This window comes from Pseudomonas sp. GD04015, assembly GCF_029837675.1.
Classification (GTDB): domain Bacteria; phylum Pseudomonadota; class Gammaproteobacteria; order Pseudomonadales; family Pseudomonadaceae; genus Aquipseudomonas; species Aquipseudomonas paralcaligenes.
Genome location: NZ_JAOEEE010000024.1, coordinates 41,404 through 58,140 on the forward strand (window position 1 = coordinate 41,404; position 16,737 = coordinate 58,140).

Consider the following 16,737-nt stretch of genomic DNA (forward strand, 5'->3'; position numbering starts at 1 on the left):
ATGATCCCAGCCCTGCCCAACGACCGCGGCAGCGCCGCGCAGGCCTACGGCGCGCGCGACGTCGCCAACGCCACCCAGATCAAGGCCGCGATCGCCGCACGCAGCACCGCACGCGGCGACAGCGCCGAAATCGGCGCCTGGATGAGCAGCCATTTCTTCCGCTTCGTGATCGGCAACCTGAGCGCCGAGCCGCCGGCCATGGTGGTGCTGGACAGCCTGGAGCTAGCCCGGCAGAAGCTGGGCAACACCCTCCCCGCCTGGATCGACCAGCGCCTGAGCGGACACCGCAAGAGCGACGCGCCCCACGCCACCCTCTGGTGGATCGATCCGGAGTCACCCGCCGTGCGCGACGTGGAACAGCGCCTGCTGGAGTTCCTCTCCACCCGCGCGGGCACGGCACTGGCCGGCAAGCTCCAGCGGGTCAATGCGTTGCAGGCGCTTGCCCAATGGGAGCAGGAACACCGGATGTTCGAGGCACGCCAGCTGGCCGGCTGGCGCGAGCACCAACCCGACGCCGTGCGCACGCTCTGGCGCGCGCCCAACGACGCCGGCGAGTTCGTTGAATTCCTGCCCGACTCGCCCCATCTGCGCGAGGAGCTGGCCTTCGAGAGCCAGTGCATGCGCCATTGCGTGGGCCAGTTCGGCAACCGCCGCAAGCTGGTCGGCGGCTATGGCGAACACTACGCCGCCTCGTGCGAACAAGGACGCATGCGCCTGTTCAGCTACCGCACCGGCCAATCCCAGCCGCGTATCACCATCAGCGCCCTGGTGCGGCCCGATGGCCTGCTCGAGATCGAGCAGATCAAGGGCAAGCAGAACCGCCCGCCCGTGGATAAATACCACCTCGACGTGCTGGCCTTCCTGCAATCGCTGCCTACCACGGAGACCACGCCGCCCGACGCGCTGGCCATCGACCTGGTGCGCCTGCCCGGCGGCTGGACGCGCGTGGCCGAGATTACCGAGGAAGCCGACCAACTGGCCCTGTTCACGCGCCACCCGGACAAGCTGGTGCGGGTCGCCGCGCCCAGCGCGCTGGTGCAATGGCTGAGCCTGGCACGCACGCCCCACCAGGTGCATGCGCCCGCCGACAGCGCCCTGGCCGCTGCCCAAGCGCTGGCCAGCATCGCGCCCGCCGCTCGGCCCTCGCAAGAAGACCAGGGGGCCGCGGCATGAACATCATCCTGGGAGCGGTGTTCTTCTGGCTGTCCTACTGGCTGCTGAGCCGGTTCTTCAGATGGCTACTGTCGCCCTGGCGCCGGCGCCAGGCGGCGCGGCGCAAGGCCGGTCGCGTGCGCGACTACCGCCTCTCGCCCGAACAGAACCATGCGCTCGCCCTCGCCCACCCCATGGCCTTCCACACCCTGGACGGCGGCTTCGCCGACCGTCCCATGGTGAAGCTCGGGGACGATCTGGCGCAGAAGCTGCGCCCGCTCACGCTGCATCACTTCGGCCTGCGCACCGATCTGGCGGAGTCGGATATCCACCAGCAACTGCCGCACCTGGTGAAGACCCGCTGGTTCAGCCTCGACCTGGATCAACTCACCCCGGCCGACCAGCCACGCGACGCCATGGCCTTCGCCTGCGCGCGTATCGCATTCTTCGTGCGCAGCGCCGCCCTGCTGGGCTGGCTGCCGCCCGAGCTGCAATGGCAGGTGCTGCACCTCAACGCCGCGCGTGCCAGTGCCTGCTTCGGCAGCTGGGCCGACTTCGCCCAGGCCTACGCGCGTGGTCGCCAGCAATGGGTCAACGCCGGCCGCGGCGACAGCCTGGGCCAGCGCATCCAAGAGGCCGAGCAGACCAAATGGCTCAGGTCCCGCTGGCACCCCTGGGGCAAATGGCGCTGGATCGGCCAGCAGCGCTGATCCGCTACACGACCGGTTCGTCCCGAGCGAATTGCTTCTCGATTCGCCTGTCTTGATCCAGAGCAACACCCCTGCCCGGCCATCGCCTAGGATGGCCGACATGAAAACGACCGGGAGCCAAGCGACGTCGCCACAGAGCGATCGCCCGGCGCACAACGAATCGCCATGCCAGGCGTGCGAACCCCGAGTCCATTCACAAGAGGTTTGCATGAGCACCACATCGTCCGCCATCTGCGCCGCCGCCGACGCCCTGCAGGGTCTGGTCGGCTTCAACGCCAAGAGCGGCGCCCACATCGTCCGCTTCAGCGAGGACTCGTTCGGCCTCGACGTGCCCGAGGACACCATCCAGCCCTGCGCCGAATTCGTCTGGCAGCCGCTCAAGGGCGAACTGATGACCCTCAGCCGCGAGCGCCTGGGGCTGCTGCTGGAGCAGCGCATCGACGACCGCCTCAACATCTCCGAACCCTTGCGCGTCTACCTTCGCCGCAGCGACCTGCCGGAGATCATCGCCGAACGTCGCAAGTCCTGAGGTCGGCTAATGGCCGCGGGGCTGGCATAATCGGCGACGCTCGCGATTCGAAAGGATTTCAATCGATGCCATTGTGGCGCCTTCCCTGGCTGCTACCCCTGCTGCTAATCGCCTGTGCCTGCCCGGCGGCGGACGAGGTGGTGCGCTATCCGCGCGCCATGGTCGGTGGCGACTTCCGCCCGGCCTACCCGCTGGCGCAACTGCAGCTGGCGCTGGACAAGGCCGGCAGCCCCCTGCGCATCGTCCCCTCCGACTACGCCATGGAGCAGGACCGTGCGCTGCTCAGCCTGGAGCAGGACAAGGTGGTCGACGTGGTCTGGACCATGACCAGCCGCGAGCGCGAACGGCGCCTGCTGCCCGTGCGCATTCCCCTCGACCGCGGCCTGTACGGCTGGCGCATCGCCCTGGTGCGCGACGACAGCAGGCAGATGCTGGCGGACGTGCACGACCTGGCCGGGCTGAGCCACTGGCGCGCCGGCCAGGGCCACGACTGGCCGGACACCGGCATCCTGCGCAGCCACGGCCTGAAGGTGGAGACCAGTTCCAGCTACGCGAGCCTGTTCCGCATGCTCCGCGCCGGTCGCTTCGACTACTTCCCGCGCGCCGTCCTGGAAGCGCGCGGCGAACTGCAGCACACCACCGCGCAAGGGCTGGTGCTGGATGAGCACCTGGCGCTGCGCTATCCCGCGGCGATGTATTTCTTCTTCTCGCCGCACAATCCGCAACTGGCGGAAACCGTGCGCCAGGGCCTGGAGGCCGCCCTGGCCGACGGCTCCTTCGAGCAGCTCTTCCAGCAGTACCACGGCGCCGACCTGCGGGACGCCGGGATGGAGCGGCGCCGGGTCATCGAGCTGAACAATCCGCTCCTGCCAGCGGAAACGCCGCTGCAGCGCAGCGAGCTGTGGTACCGCCCCTGACCTATCCGCCGGGCAGATTGCCTCTCAGCGCGTTGCGACTGTGGGCGCCGAAGTGACGGAACAGCTCGACCAGCATCCGCTCCAGCTCGGGGTCGGCCTCCACCGGCTGCAGCACGTTGCCCTCGCTGAAGCCCTTCGCCACCGTGCCGCGCTGCGCCGCGACCCTGGCCATCCACTCGCCGATCAGCGCATCCAGTTCGTCGGCGCGGGCGTTGGACTCGGCCGCCACCACCCCGGCCGCGTAGTCCTCGTCGAAGGCCGGATAATCCCCGTCCGCGTCGCGCTCGCCGTAGGCCAGCAGCAGCGGGTGGCGGGCCTCGCCCTCGTTCAGCAACGCCTGCATACGGTCGAACTGGTACTGCTCGATGGCCATGTGGCGGTCGGCGACGCGCTGGATGGCGGCCTCGCGGTCCTCCGGGAAGCCGACCTGCTCCTTGGCCGCGATCAGCACCATGCCGGCGGTGCTCACCCCGGGCAGCACGCTGGCGTGGTAGGGCTGGGTCAGGTCCTGCAGGTAATGCATGGCCCAGCCGAGGAAGCGGTAGCCCCAGTAGGGATGGCCGCTGGCGAAGGCCAGCCGGGCCAGCCCACTGTACTGGTAGACCCGCCAGTGGGGCAGCGTCTGCGCCAGGTAGGGCGCGGCCGCGAAGATCAGCGCGGACTCGTGGTAGTAGCCGATATGGAAGGGAGCCTGGGAGGAATACTCGAAACGGGCGTCGCCGAACGGCTGCGGGCCGAAGTTGTAGCGCTGGCCGGCCTGCCCCGGGTTGTCGCTGAACAGGTTGATGTCGTGGCCGTAGTCCGGCTCGTCCGCCGCGCTGGCCAGTACCTGCAGCGCCGCGACCCGCTCGCCCGGCTGCAGCGCCAGGTAGCGCCAGTGGGTCCAGGGGCCGACCTTGTGGAACACCAGCACCTCCTCGCCCCGCAGCAGCGGCCGGCCGCCGGACGCCTGCCCCGGCAGCTGCTGGATGAAGCTGGCCAGCCGGATTTCCGGGTTGATGCGCAGGGCGGCGAGGAATGCGGCGCGGCGGTCGCCTGCCGCGTCCGCCTGCCAGCGCAGTTCGTCCGGGCGCGGCGGATAGTAGGAGAAATGCTCGCGGGCATGGCGCTCCTGCTCATCCAGCAGGCGCTCGATGGCCGCGGCCTGGTCGTCGAGGAAGCTCTCCAGCGGTTCCACCGTCACCTCCTGGCGCAGCTCCGGCACCTCGCGCAGGGCCAGCAGGCTGCCCAGCGAGTGGTTGGACCAGGCCAGGGCGTGGGTGGAAAGGCCGGCCAGCAGGCCGGCACCGAACAACAGGGCAAGGGACTTCACAGGCACTCCGGGTCAGCGACAGTCGGCCAAGGCTACCGCCGGCGCGCCGGCGAAGCACTGTCAGGGCGCGACAGCCGCACTCACCGATCGGGCTTCAGTAGTCGGCGTAGCGCTGCTCGATCTGCAGGTACTGGCCGCTGGCACGGATCAGCGCCAGGCCGCGGTCGAAACGCTCGGCCTGCGCCTTCAGACGAAAACCGACGCTGTAGGCCGTCGGCGGGAACAGCAGGTACTGGGTCACCGGCTGGGTGGTGTCGACCTGGTCGGCGACCTCGCGGTTGAAGTAGCGCAGGATGCGCGGATCGCCCACCGCGACCTCGACACGCCCGCTGTACAGCAGGCGGTTGCGGTTGATCTGCAGGGCCTCTTCCCGGTAGCGGGGATTGGCCTCGGCCATGGCCTGGAACTCCGGCCCCAGCAGGTAGCGGGCGCGCTGGAAGGCGCTGATCGAATAGTGGCCAAGGTCGGCGATGCCGGTGATCCGGTATCCCCTCGACGACAGCGCCAGGGCGACGTTCTGGCAGTGGATGTACGGCTGCGAGTAGTACGCCTGGACCCCGCTGAAGGCGTTGGTGGTGGCGATACCATCCAGCTCGCCGCGCACGATGGCCAGGTGCAGCCGCTCCATGGGCGCGTAGCGCGCATCCAGCTCGTAGCCGGCGGCGCTCACGGCGGCGGCCACGATGTCGTATTCCAGGCCGCGGCTCTCGTTCTCGAACACGTAGGGCGGCTTGTGCGTGCCGAAGCCGATGCGCAAAGACTCCGCCATCACGGCCGGCGCCAGCAGCATCCACAACCACGGCCAGGCGCGTGAAGGCATGGGGTTCCCCTTGGTCAATCGGCCAAGCATAGGGCCTGGCGAGGGGGCCGCGCCATCACCCGCGCGTATGCCGGGCGATTCATCCCACGGCGGCGTCTTGGGTCTAGACTCAGCGCTCTCAGACGATGGAGAACCGCCATGCTCAAAGCCGAATACCAACACCGCGGCAAGGTTCCGCAGGACGTGATCGAAGCGGTCCCGCTGGAGCTGCCGCCGCTGGCCGACGGCCAGGCACTGATCAAGGTGCTGGCCGCACCGATCAATCCGTCCGACGTGCTCACCCTGACCGGCGAGTACGGCATCCTGCCACCGCTGCCGGCCATCGGCGGCAACGAAGGCGTCGGCCGCGTCGAGCAACTGGGCGAAGGCGTGAGCAACGTCAAGGTCGGCCAGACCGTGCTGCTGCCGGTCGGCAGCGGCACCTGGGTGACCCACCTGCAGGCCCCCGCCGCCAAGCTGATCCCGCTGCCGGACGCCGACCCGCAGCAACTGGCGATGATGACCATCAACCCGCCGACCGCCTCGCTGCTGCTGAGCCAGTTCGTCGACCTGCAGCCGGGCGACTGGGTGATCCAGAACGCCGCCAACTCCGGTGTCGGCGGCTACCTGATCCAGCTGGCCAAGCTGCGCGGCTTCAAGACCATCAACGTGGTGCGCCGCGAGGCGGCCGTGGCCGGCCTCAAGGCCGAGGGTGGCGACGTGGTGCTGGTGGACGGCCCCGACCTGCACAAGCGCGTGCGCGAGGCCACAGGCGGCGCCAAGGTGATGCTCGGCATCGACGCCGTCGGCGGCGCCGCCACCGACCACGTGGCGTCCTGCCTGAGCGAGGGCGGCACCCTGGTGAACTACGGCCTGATGAGCGGCGAGCCGTGCCAGGTCTCGGCCGCCTCCTTCGTGTTCCGCGACGTCACCCTGCGCGGCTTCTGGCTGGCCAAGTGGTTCCAGAAGGCCACCCCGGCCGAGCAGATGAAGGTGTTCGGCGAGCTGACCCAGCTGATCGCCAGCGGCAAGCTCAAGGCACGCATCGCCGCCACCTACAAGGTCGACCAGATCAAGGAAGCGGTGGCAGCCGCCGCCAGCGGCGAACGCGACGGCAAGATTCTGATCGTGCCGTGAGTCTCGATCCACGGAGGGTGCGCCATGCGCACCCGATGGATCACTGCGGGTTGGTGGAGCGCACGACTTGGGCGGCCCCGCGCACCCTACCGGCGCCGCTGCCAACTCCGTTGCCTGGAGCTACTGGATTTCAGGCAACTTCTTGAGCACTTTATTCACATCAAATGGCTCTGTACCGAATATGCTCTCCAGATGTCGGCGGGCAGGCTCGGCAAGCTTGAGATATTCAAGCTCTATTTCGATATAATCGGCGCTAGGAAATGCAAGTTTTGAAAGGGCTTCGAGAATGTTGGCCGAGGGTTTTCCATACGCCTCGTGAATACGCTCTTTCAGCGCTACCGCAAAAACAAGCTCCTTGAGCGCCGGCTCGCTACACGCATATCCATTACGAAGACTCAGGTAGAACAGCGCGTTCAGCAACTCGTTGCGCGACAGATTCAGCCCCCTGACATCTTCGAATGAAACCGAAATGTCAGCTGCTTCCCTCTTATCACTGCAAGTATCGGCGGCGTCTCCCAACTCGATGAGTTTCCCTGCCACATCAGCATCTACCTTGGATATCACGCCTTGATTAGCAAAGGTAAATGTAGAGATAAAAATACCCACAAGCACAAGAAAACTAGCCGACTTACCTACAGCCATTGGCAATCCTCTCCCAAAACCTGGCAAGTTTCCGTTCATTCGCCATCATATAATGAAGCTGCACACCCACAGCATCCTTCACTATACTCTCTCGCGCAACTTTAGGAATGGCACCAACTGCTTGCTTATACAAGCCCCGGTCAGCCTGGATAATATTATAAGAGACCGCAGGAAGATTACTCTTGGTAAAAATGCTCGACACCATACCCACCGATAAAGCCGTAGAGAGATATGCCGAGAAATCTTTCCTCTGATTTATTTTGGCAAGAGCTTCTTTGCTCTTCTCATCGAACACCAATCCTTGGAGAGGCTCACAAAGCGCCATAAACACCGATCAATCGAGATGAGAATAATAACTTCCAGATGTGCAGGAGTAAGGGACTTAGCTCTCAAAAACCAGGCCTTTTCTTCCTGCCTCCAAGCCGAGAAATCGAAGAGCAGTTAAAGACCGATCCCTGTTTCACTCGCCCATAGTCATCATTCGAATGATCGGTCCAACCGGATTGCTATTGGCATCGCCATGAGCACAGCGCACCCTACGTTTTACTCCGCCGCCGGCTTCTTGCGCTTCAGCGGGGCCAGGCCGTCCTGGCTGACCAGGCCGGAGGGTGCCTTGGGAGCGTTGGGTCGGCGCTTGGGCGCGGCCTTGGTGGCCGGCTTCTTGGCGGCGTCCTTCTTGTCGATCTTTTTCTTCTTGACGCCGGCGGCCTTGCCGGAAGTCTTGACGTTCTTCGGGCCCTGGTAGCTGCCCTTCAGTTCCTTGATGGTACGGCGCTCGAAGCGCTGCTTGAGGTAGCGCTCGATGCTCGACATCAGGTTCCAGTCGTTGTGACAGATCAGCGACACCGCCAGGCCATCCGCGCCGGCGCGACCGGTGCGGCCGATACGGTGCACGTACTCGTCGCCGGAGCGCGGCATGTCGAAGTTGATCACCAGGTCCAGGCCCTCGATATCCAGGCCGCGAGCCGCCACGTCGGTGGCCACCAGCACCTTGGTGCCGCCCTGCTTGAGACGGTCGATGGCCAGCTTGCGATCCTTCTGGTCCTTGTCGCCATGGAGCACGAAGGCCTTGTAGTCGGCCGCCACCAGATGCCCGTAGAGACGGTCGGCCTGCACCCGGGTGTTGGTGAAGACAATGGCCTTGCGGTAGGTCTCGTTGCTCAGCAGCCAGTGCACCAGACGCTCTTTGTGGCCCGGATCGTCGGCGGTGATGATCTGCTGGACAGTGGTCTCGCTGAGCTGGTCGACGCTGTTGAGCTTGAGGTGCACCGGCTCGCGCAGCACCTTGGCGATCATCTCGCGCAGCACCTTGCCGCCGCCGGTGGCGGAGAACAGCAGGGTCTGCTGGCGGTTGGCGCATTCGTGGGTGATCCGCTCGATATCCTCGGCGAAGCCCATGTCGAGCATGCGGTCGGCCTCATCCAGCACCAGCACCTCGACGCCATTCAGCTTCAGGCTGCCGGCGTTGAGATGTTCCAGCAGACGGCCGGGGGTGGCAATCAGCAGGTCCGGCTGGCGACGCAGCATGGCTGCCTGTTCCTTGAAGTCCTCGCCGCCGGTGACCAGGGTGCCGCGCAGGAAGGTGAACTGGGAGAAGCGCTCGACTTCCTTGAGGATCTGCTGGGCCAGCTCGCGGGTCGGCAGCAGGATCAACGAACGCACGTCGGTGCGCTGTTTCGAGCTGGCATCACCGAGCAGACGATTGAGCAGCGGCAGCAGGAAGGCCGCGGTCTTGCCGCTGCCGGTCTGCGCCGTCACCCGCAGGTCGCGCCCCTCCAGCGCCGGCGGAATGGCCGCCAGCTGCACCGGCGTCGGCTCGGTGAAGTTGAGCTCGGCGACGGCCTTGAGCAGGCGTTCATGCAGGGCGAATTGGGCGAACACGGGGCATACCTCGGAATGGATCGGAAAACAGGCTGCATAGGTTAACGGTTCTGCCGACCAAAAGCCCGACCGACGCGGCGGTTTGCCAGGGCAATCGGGTAAAGCCCCATGCCGGCAGGAAATCCCGTCATTCCCGCGCAGGCGGGAATCCATGGGGCTGGTCCTGGCCTTCTGTATCTGGGTCCCTGCCTATCTGGGTCCCCGCCTTCGCGGGGATGAGGTGCCGGGAGGTTTGCCAGGAGAGCGCCGCCTCGCATAAGATGCGAACAAATCTCAAATGCACTTATTTCCGGTACGCAGCTCGATGTCGACCCTCGACAAGTCCTATCGCCAGCAGGTGGAGCTGTACTACGCCGAGCACCACGGCTGGGTGCGCGCCTGGCTCAACCGCAAGCTGGGCAACAGCAGCGACGCCGCCGACCTCGCCCACGACGTATTCCTGCGCCTGCTGAGCAAGCCGCGCCGTTTCGACAGCGACAACCACGCCCGCGCCTACCTGAGCGCCATGTCGCGCCACGTGTGCGTCGACTTCTGGCGCCGCCGCCAGGTCGAGCAGGCCTGGCTGGAAGTGCTGGCCAGCCGCCCGGAAGACTGCGCACCCTCCGAGGAACACCGCGCGCTGATCCTCGAGGCGCTGCAGCAGGTGCACGGCATGCTCGCCAGCCTGCCGGAGAAGGTCGCCGAAGCCTTCCTCCTCGCCCAGCTGCAGGGTCTCAACTACCGCTGCATCGGCCAGCGCCTGGGGGTTTCCGAACGCACTGTGACCAAGTACATGGCCCAGGCCATGTACCAGTGCCTGCTGCTGGAAGCCGAACTGGACACGGTGCTGGACCGATGAGCGCAACCCGTCCCGACCACGCCACCCTGCAGCAGGCCGCCCAGTGGTATGCCCAGCTTAGCGCCTCGCCGCCGGACCAGGCCATGCGCCAGGCCTGGCGGCAGTGGCACGAAGAGAGCGACATGCACCGTCAGGCCTGGCAGTACGTGGAGCGCATCAGCCAGCGCTTCGCCCCCCTGCAGCAGGACGCCGAGACCGCCCTGCAGACCCTGGGCGGCGCACGCCGCAACGCGCGTTCGCGGCGCCAGGTGCTGGGCACGCTGGCGCTGCTCTCGGGCGGAGCGCTACTCGGCTGGCTCGGCCTCGGCAGCGCCCAGCTGGGCCGCCCGCTGCTGGCGCTGCGCGCCGACTACCGCAGCCCGACCGGCGCGACCCGTCGCTTCGACCTGGCCGACGGCACACGCATCTGGCTGAACAGCGCCAGCGCCCTCGACGTCGACTACCAGGCCGGTCTGCGCCTGCTGCGTCTGCTCGACGGCGAGGTACTGATCGAAACCGCCAGGGACCCGCGGCCGCTGGTCGTGGAGACCGCCGAGGGACGCCTGCGGGCGCTGGGCACGCGCTTCAGCGTGGTCCAACACGCGAACCACACCCAGCTCAGCGTGTTCGACGGCGCGGTGGAAGTGCGCAGCGCCGATGGCGCAGCGCGGCTCTCGCGGGCCGGCCAGCAGTTGACCTTCGACCGCCAGCGGATCGGCGACAGCTCGCCGGCGAACGATCTGCGCCAGGGCTGGCGCGATGGCATGCTGCTGGCCAACGACATGCCGCTGGCGGACTTCGTGGCGGAGCTGACGCGCTACCGCCACGGCCACCTGGGTGTCGCGCCGGAGATCGCCGGGCTGCGCGTGATGGGCACCTACCCGCTGCACGACACCGAACAGGCCCTGGCCATGCTCGAAAGCGTGTTGCCGGTACACGTGCGCTACACCCTGCCCTGGTGGGCCACCCTGGAGCCGCGCTGAGCACGGCGTGCCCGCTGGCACGCGAAATAATTGTCCCAATTGAGTGTTACCGGGCGAGCGCTGTGGGCCCGTGGGAGCGGCCTTGGCCGCGAAGCTCTTGCGTCAGCCCCTGTTCGCGGGCAAGCCCGCTCCCACAAGGGCTGAGCCCATCTACAACAGTTAACTCAGACATAGCCAAATAATTTCGACATCGCGCTTCCGGTTTTCCCTTCTCATCCGAATTAGCAGGTGACAACCGCTTTCTGCCAACCGGAAGATCAAGGAAAACCCATGTCACCACGCACTCCGCGCTTTTCGCTGCGTCCCCTGGCGCTGGCCGTTCCCCTGGCCCTGGCCGGCGGCCTCGGCCTGTTGCCCGCCACCGTCGCCCAGGCCGAACAGCGCCAGCCCCTGAGCTACGACATTCCCGCCGGCCCGCTGACCAGCCAGCTCAACCGGTTCGCCGCGCAGAGCGGCATCTACCTGGCCGGCGACGGTAGCCTCACCGCCGGCAAGACCAGTCAGGCGCTGCGGGGCGAATACACGGTGGCCGACGGCCTGAACGCCCTGCTGGCGGGCACCGGCCTGGCCGCGGTACAGGGCGAAGACGGCAGCTGGTCTCTGTACCCGATGGCGGAACAGAGTGGCGCGCTGGAGCTGTCCGGCCTGAGCATCTCGGGCAAGGCGCCGGGCTCCATCACCGAAGGAACCGGCTCCTACGGCACCGGCTCGACCAGCAGCTCCACGCGCCTGAACCTGGCGCCCAGGGAAACGCCACAGTCGATTACGGTGGTTACCCGACAGCGCATCGAAGACCAGAAGCTCGACAATCTGCCCGATGCGCTGGACGCCACGACCGGCGTCATCGTCAAGCCCTTCTCGATGGGGGCCGATGCTCCGCAGGTCTGGGCGCGGGGCTCGACCATCAACAACTTCCAGATCGACGGCGTGCCGACCTCGTCTTCCCTGGCCAACTACCTGCAGAGCACCATCGCCTATGACCGCATCGAGGTCGTCCGGGGCGCGACCGGCATGATGAATGGCGTAGGCAGCCCATCAGCGACCATCAACATGATTCGCAAACGTCCCACATTCGACCCACAGGCCTCGGTCAGCGTCGAGGCCGGCACCTGGGATCGCTACGGTACCGGCATCGATATATCCGGCTCCCTGACCGAATCCGGGAACGTACGCGGCAGGCTGGCGGCGGACTACAAGACCCAGCATGCCTGGACGGACAACTACGAGCAGGAGAACACGGCGCTCTATGGCATCGGCGAGATCGATCTCACGGAAAACACGTTACTGTCCCTGGGGTTCAACCACATCAAACGCTACACGGACTCAGCAACCCGGCTATTCCCCATTGTCGATATCAATGGCCGCAGAATTTCCACCGATCCATCCGATAACGACTCGCCCGACTGGTCCTACTACGACCATACGCTGAGTAGCGCATTCGCCTCGGTCGAACACAGGTTCGACGGAGGCTGGAGCCTGAAAAGCGAGCTGACCTATTCGAAGTATCACTATGATGCGTTTGTCTCGGCCTTCATGGGCAACGTCGACCTGTCGACCGGCACCGGCGGCAGGGTTCAATCCAGCCACTGGGGTGGGACCGCCGATCAGCACAGCCTCGACACCTACATCACCGGCCCGTTCTCGCTGCTGGGGCGCGAGCATGAACTCATCACCGGCGTAACGCTTGCGACGCTGGAGGCAACCAACCCCAGCTATACCCAGACTACGCCGACCCACTACATCCCCAATTTCTGGGATTGGTCGAAGACAAGCCCTGTACCGGCTTTCCGCAGGACCGGGGAAACCGAGTTGCACGAGTACCAGTACAGCGCCTACTTGAGCTCGCGCTTCAGCCTCACCGACGACACGCGCCTGATCCTGGGTAGCCGTGTCACGGACTGGAAACAGAACCGCGACACGCACAACACCGTAACGGACGCCAAGGAGAAAACCAGGAGCCGGGAGAGCGGTGTATTCGTTCCTTATGTCGGCGTGACCCACGATCTGGACGACACATGGACGCTGTATGCCAGCTACACGAAGATCTTCAATCCCCAGCCTTACTACATCCGGGATATCAATGATCAGGCCTTGCCACCGGAAGAAGGCACCAGCTACGAGGCGGGTATCAAGGCGGGCTTCAATGAAGGACGTCTGAACGCCAGCCTCGCGCTGTTCAAGACCGAGCAGGACAGCCTGGCCGTATGGGACGGAGCGACCCGTAGCTATTCCCTGGAAAACGGTACCGACACAGAGGGTGTCGAGCTTGAGTTCAATGGCGAGCTTGCCGAGGGGTGGAACCTCAGTAGTGGTTATGTCTACAGCGTCACCCGCAACGCAGAGGACCAACGTATCGTCACCCGCGCGCCACGGCACAGCCTCAAGACGTTTACCACCTACCGCCTGCCCGGCGCTCTGGACAAGCTCACGGTTGGCGGAGGCTTCAACTGGGAAAGCAAGACCGGCGACAACCTCAAGGTCTACACCCAGGAGAGCTATGCGCTGTTCAGCCTCATGGGGCGCTATGACATCAACCAGAACCTCTCCATCACGGCGAACGTCAACAACCTGTTCAACAAGGAGTATTACGTCGCAACCAATGGTTACTGGGGCGTCCACGGCGCTCCACGTAACGTCATGACGTCGCTGAAGTACAGTTTCTGATCCATCAGCGACCGAAGCGCCGTGCGCCGAAAAGTGCGCACGATCTGGACGGCCCCGCGCACCCTACGCGCCCCCGGCCCGTACATAAGTGCGGGCCACCTCTTGTCAGCCGGCCACGCACACGGCGTCTCATCTCTGTACAATGCGCGCCGCCGCTCAATCCCGGGCGCCATGGGTTCCCTAACCCCATCCATCAAAAAGGTGCCGTCATGACTCCGCTCTCCGAGCCGCGCCAGCGTCTGGCGCTGGCCGCCCTGATCGCTTTCCACATCCTCGTCATCGTTGCCAGCAACTACCTGGTGCAGCTGCCGATCACCCTGTTCGGCTGGCATACCACCTGGGGCGCGTTCAGCTTTCCATTCATCTTCCTCGCCACCGACCTGACCGTGCGCCTGCTCGGCAAGGGCGCGGCGCGCCAGGTCATCGGCCGGGTGATGATCCCCGCCCTGCTGGTGTCCTACGGCGTCTCGATGCTGTTCCAGGAAGGCCGCTTCCAGGGGCTGGCCGCGCTGGGCCAGTTCAACGAGGTGGTGCTGCGGATTTCCGTCGCCAGCTTCCTCGCCTACGTGGTCGGCCAGCTGCTCGATATCCAGGTCTTCGACCGCCTGCGCCGCCTGAGCCAGTGGTGGGTCGCGCCGACCGGCGCCATCGTGGTCGGCAGCCTGGTGGACACCTTCGTGTTCTTCTCGGTGGCCTTCTGGCGCAGCGCCGACCCGTTCATGGCCGAGCACTGGGTGGAGATCGCCACCGTGGACTACGGCATCAAGCTGGCGGTCAGCCTGATGCTCTTCGTGCCGCTCTACGGCGTGCTGCTGAACACCATCCTGCGACTGCTGGCGGGCCACCGCCCCGCTACTGCCTGAATCCATCAGCGGGTGAAGCCTACGTGGGTGCCGCATCCCTGGCGGATACCCGCGGGTTGCACCCGCCCTACTCAGGGCTGCCTATACGGCAGTGAAGGTGATGTACACAAGCGGAGATATGACGAATGTTTCTGAGCTGCCTATACGGCAGTGAAGCGTCTTGAACTCCTCCAGCACCTTCTCGGCCTTTTCTGAGCTGCCTATACGGCAGAGAAAATGGGCGCCAAGCCCCGTAGGGCGGGTGAAACCCGCGTAAATGCCGCACCATGAGCGGCACTCGGGTTTCACCCGCCCTACAGCGCCTTACTTCACCTCGAACGACAGGGTCGCCACATGGGTCACGCTGTCGTACGACTTGCCGTCCACCGTGGCCGAGCCGTTGATCTGCGCCGCGACTTCCAGCACGTAGCGTCCGGGGAACGGGGTGTCCAGGGTGACACCACCGTCTGCATCGGGCTTCAGCACCTTGGTCCACTGGGCGCCGGTGTGCACGTTGACCTGGGAGGCGGACACCACCGTGCCCTTCCAGTGCAGCTTGAACACGTTGCCGCCGGGCGTGGTTGGCACCAGCTCCAGGTCGTTCTTCGCCGTCGTCTCGCTGCGGCCCTCGCGCGCTTCGAACAGGGTCAGCGTCTTGCCGTCGGCGCGCTTGGCCAGCATGCGCAGGTCGCCCGTCGCACCAGCCAGGGCGAAGGCGTCGCCGGAAGCCGTCAGCGCCTGCAGGCGGCCGTCACCCAGGCGCTGCTGGGGCTCGGCCAGGGTGGCCAGGCTCAGGCGCTCGGTGGGCTGGTAGTCGCTGAGCACGGCCTTGGCCGAGGCGTCGGCGCCACGCTCGATCCAGAGGTATTCGGCCTGGGCCAGCGGCGCGGCGCCAATCGCCAGCGCCAGCAGCAGCGCGCGGCGTGCAAGGGAAGCGGACATGGAAACTCCTTGTGTGGGTGAAGAGGAAGGACCTCCCGAGGGAGGCTCTGTAGATAAAGACGAACGAGCGCCGAAAACCCTGCACTCCGATTCACGTTTTTTACAGTCCTGGCAAGGATTTACCCATTCTTGACAGTACTTACCTCCGCCTTACCCACAGTCGACGGCGTGCCCCCTATAGTGGCGACCTCCGAATCCGCCACGTACACGTCCATGCCCAGACTACGCCCCCGTCACCTGATACCCGCCCTCGCCGCCCTGCTCATCGGCGGCTACGCCCTGAAGACCTGGCTGATTCCCGCGCCGGCCGGCGAAGGCCTGCTGACCGCCGAGGTGCGCAGCGCCGACATTGAGCAGACGGTGATCGCCACCGGCACGCTGGAGGCCTACAAGCAGGTCAGCGTCGGCGCCCAGGTGTCCGGGCAGATCACCAGGCTGCACGTCGACTTCGGCGATCAGGTCAAGCAGGGCGACCCCATCGCCGAGATCGATTCGATGACCCAGCAGAACGACCTGGCCAACGCCAAGGCCGCGCTCGCCAACGCCAAGGCCCAGCGCGCGGTGCAGGCGGCGGCGCTGAAGAAGGCCCAGCTGGCCTTCGCCCGGCAGAAGTCGATGCTGGCGCAGAACGCCACCTCGCGGGAGGACTACGAGACCGCCGAGGCCGACCTGGACACCGCCAGGGCCCAGGTCGCCGCCCTCGACGCACAGATCCAGCAGGCGCAGATCCAGGCCTCCACCGCCGAGGTGGACCTGGGCTACACCCAGATCACCGCGCCCATCGACGGCACGGTGGTCGGCGTGGTGGTCAAGGAAGGCCAGACCGTCAACTCGGCGCAGTCGGCGCCGACCATCGTCAAGGTCGCCCAGCTTGACCGCATGACGGTGAAGGCGGAAATCTCCGAGGCCGACGTGGTCAACCTGAAGCCCGGCCTGCCGGTGTACTTCACCATCCTCGGCGAACCCGGCAAGCGGCACAGCGCGACCCTGCGCATGATCGAGCCGGCGCCCAGCTCCATCAACGACAACGACAGCTCCTCCAGCGCCTCGTCCGGCACCACCTCCACCGACACGGCCATCTACTACATCGCCGTGTTCGACGTGCCCAACCCCGATGGCAAGCTGCGCATCTCCATGACCACCGAGGTCAACATCGTCCTCGACAGCGTCAAGGACGCACCGAGCATTCCGGTGTCCGCCCTGGGCAACACCACCCGCGATGGCCGCTACGTGGTCCAGGTGCTGGCCGGCAACGGCAAGGTCGAGCCCCGGCGCATCCGCATCGGCCTCGAAGACTCGATCAACGCCCAGGTGCTCGAAGGCCTGGAGGTCGGCGACAAGGTCGTGCTCGGCGACGCCGCCGCGGGCTCCACCACCACCATGCGCATGCGCGGCCCGATGAGGCTCTGA

15 protein-coding genes are annotated in these 16,737 nt (G+C 65.9%); 10 read left to right on the forward strand and 5 right to left on the reverse strand.

Going from position 1 to position 16,737, the window contains the following annotated elements:
• The 4 genes from N7640_RS18215 (at window position 1) to N7640_RS18230 (ending at window position 3,308) form a co-directional block, all read left to right on the forward strand.
• A complete protein-coding gene (locus N7640_RS18215) occupies window positions 1-1,173 on the forward strand; it encodes a hypothetical protein (protein WP_279902113.1) in 1,173 nt (390 codons plus the stop codon).
• The gene (locus tag N7640_RS18220) at window positions 1,170-1,862 is read left to right on the forward strand and encodes a DUF1266 domain-containing protein (RefSeq protein ID WP_279902114.1); all 693 of its coding nucleotides are present in this window, start codon (window positions 1,170-1,172) and stop codon (window positions 1,860-1,862) included. Before N7640_RS18215 ends, N7640_RS18220 begins: the two co-directional genes overlap by 4 nt.
• A 208-nt stretch (window positions 1,863-2,070) precedes the next feature.
• Window positions 2,071-2,391 (forward strand): DUF2025 family protein, encoded by a 321-nt coding sequence (locus tag N7640_RS18225; RefSeq protein WP_279902115.1) that lies wholly within the window; start codon window positions 2,071-2,073, stop codon window positions 2,389-2,391.
• A gap of 65 nt (window positions 2,392-2,456) precedes the next feature.
• Complete coding sequence (locus N7640_RS18230) at window positions 2,457-3,308, forward strand: transporter substrate-binding domain-containing protein (RefSeq protein WP_279902116.1); 852 nt, start codon at window positions 2,457-2,459, stop codon at window positions 3,306-3,308.
• A gap of 1 nt (window position 3,309) precedes the next feature.
• Here the strand turns inward: N7640_RS18230 and N7640_RS18235 are convergent, their stop codons facing one another.
• Both N7640_RS18235 and N7640_RS18240 read right to left on the reverse strand, forming a co-directional pair.
• The gene (locus N7640_RS18235; protein WP_279902306.1) at window positions 3,310-4,605 is read right to left on the reverse strand and encodes a phospholipase; all 1,296 of its coding nucleotides are present in this window, start codon (window positions 4,603-4,605) and stop codon (window positions 3,310-3,312) included.
• A 109-nt stretch (window positions 4,606-4,714) separates the two neighbouring features.
• Window positions 4,715-5,440 (reverse strand): transporter substrate-binding domain-containing protein, encoded by a 726-nt coding sequence (locus N7640_RS18240; RefSeq protein WP_279902118.1) that lies wholly within the window; start codon window positions 5,438-5,440, stop codon window positions 4,715-4,717.
• A gap of 138 nt (window positions 5,441-5,578) precedes the next feature.
• Between N7640_RS18240 and N7640_RS18245 the strand changes: the two genes are divergently transcribed.
• Entirely contained in the window at window positions 5,579-6,556 is a 978-nt protein-coding gene (locus tag N7640_RS18245; RefSeq protein ID WP_279902119.1) for a zinc-dependent alcohol dehydrogenase family protein, read from the forward strand.
• Between the two features lie 120 nt (window positions 6,557-6,676).
• Here the strand turns inward: N7640_RS18245 and N7640_RS18250 are convergent, their stop codons facing one another.
• Window positions 6,677-7,198, reverse strand: coding sequence for a hypothetical protein (locus N7640_RS18250; protein ID WP_279902120.1), 522 nt, complete (start codon window positions 7,196-7,198; stop codon window positions 6,677-6,679).
• Window positions 7,199-7,741: 543 nt separating this feature from the next.
• Window positions 7,742-9,079, reverse strand: a complete 1,338-nt coding sequence (locus tag N7640_RS18255; protein ID WP_279902121.1) for a DEAD/DEAH box helicase — start codon at window positions 9,077-9,079, stop codon at window positions 7,742-7,744.
• A gap of 304 nt (window positions 9,080-9,383) precedes the next feature.
• On the opposite strand from N7640_RS18255, the gene N7640_RS18260 reads away from it, so the two are divergent.
• The 4 genes from N7640_RS18260 to N7640_RS18275 all read left to right on the forward strand — a co-directional run bounded on the left by N7640_RS18260 (window position 9,384) and on the right by N7640_RS18275 (window position 14,406).
• Window positions 9,384-9,917, forward strand: a complete 534-nt coding sequence (locus tag N7640_RS18260; RefSeq protein ID WP_279902122.1) for a sigma-70 family RNA polymerase sigma factor — start codon at window positions 9,384-9,386, stop codon at window positions 9,915-9,917.
• Complete coding sequence (locus tag N7640_RS18265) at window positions 9,914-10,879, forward strand: FecR domain-containing protein (RefSeq protein WP_279902124.1); 966 nt, start codon at window positions 9,914-9,916, stop codon at window positions 10,877-10,879. Before N7640_RS18260 ends, N7640_RS18265 begins: the two co-directional genes overlap by 4 nt.
• A gap of 270 nt (window positions 10,880-11,149) precedes the next feature.
• Complete coding sequence (locus N7640_RS18270; RefSeq protein ID WP_279902125.1) at window positions 11,150-13,543, forward strand: TonB-dependent siderophore receptor; 2,394 nt, start codon at window positions 11,150-11,152, stop codon at window positions 13,541-13,543.
• A gap of 209 nt (window positions 13,544-13,752) precedes the next feature.
• On the forward strand, window positions 13,753-14,406 hold the full coding sequence (locus N7640_RS18275) for a 7-cyano-7-deazaguanine/7-aminomethyl-7-deazaguanine transporter (protein ID WP_279902126.1): 654 nt from the start codon (window positions 13,753-13,755) through the stop codon (window positions 14,404-14,406).
• A 303-nt stretch (window positions 14,407-14,709) separates the two neighbouring features.
• Here N7640_RS18275 and N7640_RS18280 read toward each other — a convergent pair whose 3' ends face one another.
• Complete coding sequence (locus tag N7640_RS18280) at window positions 14,710-15,327, reverse strand: hypothetical protein (RefSeq protein ID WP_279902127.1); 618 nt, start codon at window positions 15,325-15,327, stop codon at window positions 14,710-14,712.
• Window positions 15,328-15,540: 213 nt separating this feature from the next.
• Between N7640_RS18280 and N7640_RS18285 the strand changes: the two genes are divergently transcribed.
• Entirely contained in the window at window positions 15,541-16,737 is a 1,197-nt protein-coding gene (locus N7640_RS18285) for an efflux RND transporter periplasmic adaptor subunit (protein WP_279902128.1), read from the forward strand.